The sequence below is a fragment of the Collinsella aerofaciens genome (genome assembly GCF_902501475.1).
Lineage (GTDB): Bacteria > Actinomycetota > Coriobacteriia > Coriobacteriales > Coriobacteriaceae > Collinsella > Collinsella aerofaciens_AL.
Genome location: NZ_CABWIF010000039.1, coordinates 1 through 1,546, shown reverse-complemented (window position 1 = coordinate 1,546; position 1,546 = coordinate 1). Strand labels below are relative to the sequence as shown.

Below are 1,546 nucleotides of genomic sequence, written 5' to 3'. Positions count from 1 at the left end.
GGGGGTGTTCCTATAGTTTTGTCAACTGGGCAATGCCGTTTTCGAGATTGAATCGCGACATGCTAACGCCAGGCCTTTCGGCCGATGGGCTCCAATCTGTTCGGAGCGCTTTTACTAGGCGGCGTAGGGCACCCTGTCCCGCATGATCGCGTAGATGACCTTCAGCCTCTTTCGTGCCAGCGCCTTGAGCGCCTTGCCGTGCGGCATGCCCCGCTCTCGGCACCTAGCGTAGTAGTCGCCCCATCTTCCCTCTGTCCGGGTAAGGCAGTTGCACGAGAATATGAGCAGGTTCTTCAGCCTCTTGTTGCCTTGGCGCGATGCCGTCACCGAGGAGATCGAGGTCCCCGACTGGCGGTTGCGCGGCGCCAGGCCGCAGTACGACGCGAGCCTGTCGTGGCTTGGGAAGTCTTCGATATCTATGGAGATCGCGAGCTCGGAAGCGGTTTTGGGGCCGATCCCCGGCACCGTCAGGAGGCATCGGTAGGTATCGTCGCCCTCGAGGAGGGCGGATATCTCCGCCGTGATCACATCGATCTCCGCCGAGTTCTCGGAGATCCTGCGCGCGAGCAGCCTCACCGCCCGGTCCTCGGCGGCGATGGCTGCCGCGTCCGGCCTTGTCGAGGAGGCCGTCGAGCGGACGAGGGCCTCGATCTTGCCGCGCGCCGCCCCGCGCGTGAGCGCCGCCGCCCTGCGGGGCCCGGCGTCGGCCACCGACCAGGCCCCGCCGAGGGATGCCATGAGCCTCAGCTGGGGACCGTCGGACAGGTCGACCAGCGCCTCGAAGGCGGGGCACGATTCCAGCAGGATGCTGCGCAGCCGGTTCTTGCTCCTAGTGTTTTCGCAGGTCAGGAAGTTTCTCTGGGCGGCCAGCGCCCTCGCCGCCGCGACCGTCGGGCCCGGGTCCCCGACCGGCAGGAGTGCGTCGGGGATGCCCAGCGCCGTCTTCGCGATGACCATTGCGTCCCGCTCGTCGGTCTTGGCGTCGCCGGCGAAGAGCCTGGCGGCCCCGTGTGCCGCGAGTCCCGGCAGGTACGCCGCCGACATCCCGGCCGCCTTGGCGCGGGCGAGCGCGAGGGCGCCTATGTTGCGCGACTGGTCGACGACCACGAGCGCGTCGGGGAAGCGGCCGAACAGCGAGTCCAGATCGCCCTCCCTGTTCGCGACGGGGGCGCTCAGCAGTATCTCGCCGTCCCGGGTCGCGACGCATGCCCAATGGGACGATTTCCCGACATCGAGCCCGATGACGGCTTCCGGCATTCTAGGTGGTGCCACGGTGGTATCCTCCAATCGGTAGGCCGATCGGAACCCCTCCCTGCGACACCCACATTACCTGGCCGTGGCGCTTGCGCCCGGCAGTTTCCTATCAGTCGTCCGGAGCGGCGAGCGCCCCCGGTGGCAACACCCCCCGGGCCCTCTACGGGGCAGGGGCAGACGGCCATCCGGAGGCGCCCGATCGGCGGCCCCTCGGGGCTTGCCCGTATCGTAGGCAATGCGCCGAATGCTCGCCATCGAAATTTATCGGTGGCCCACTTCAGACTGTAATGGG

At 67.5% G+C, this 1,546-nt stretch carries 1 protein-coding gene; it reads right to left on the bottom strand.

The genetic code is table 11. The features are described from left to right. Window positions 1-114: 114 nt before the first annotated feature. Window positions 115-1,272 (bottom strand): IS110 family RNA-guided transposase, encoded by a 1,158-nt coding sequence (locus GDJ93_RS07200; RefSeq protein WP_226812531.1) that lies wholly within the window; start codon window positions 1,270-1,272, stop codon window positions 115-117. Window positions 1,273-1,546: the final 274 nt, after the last annotated feature.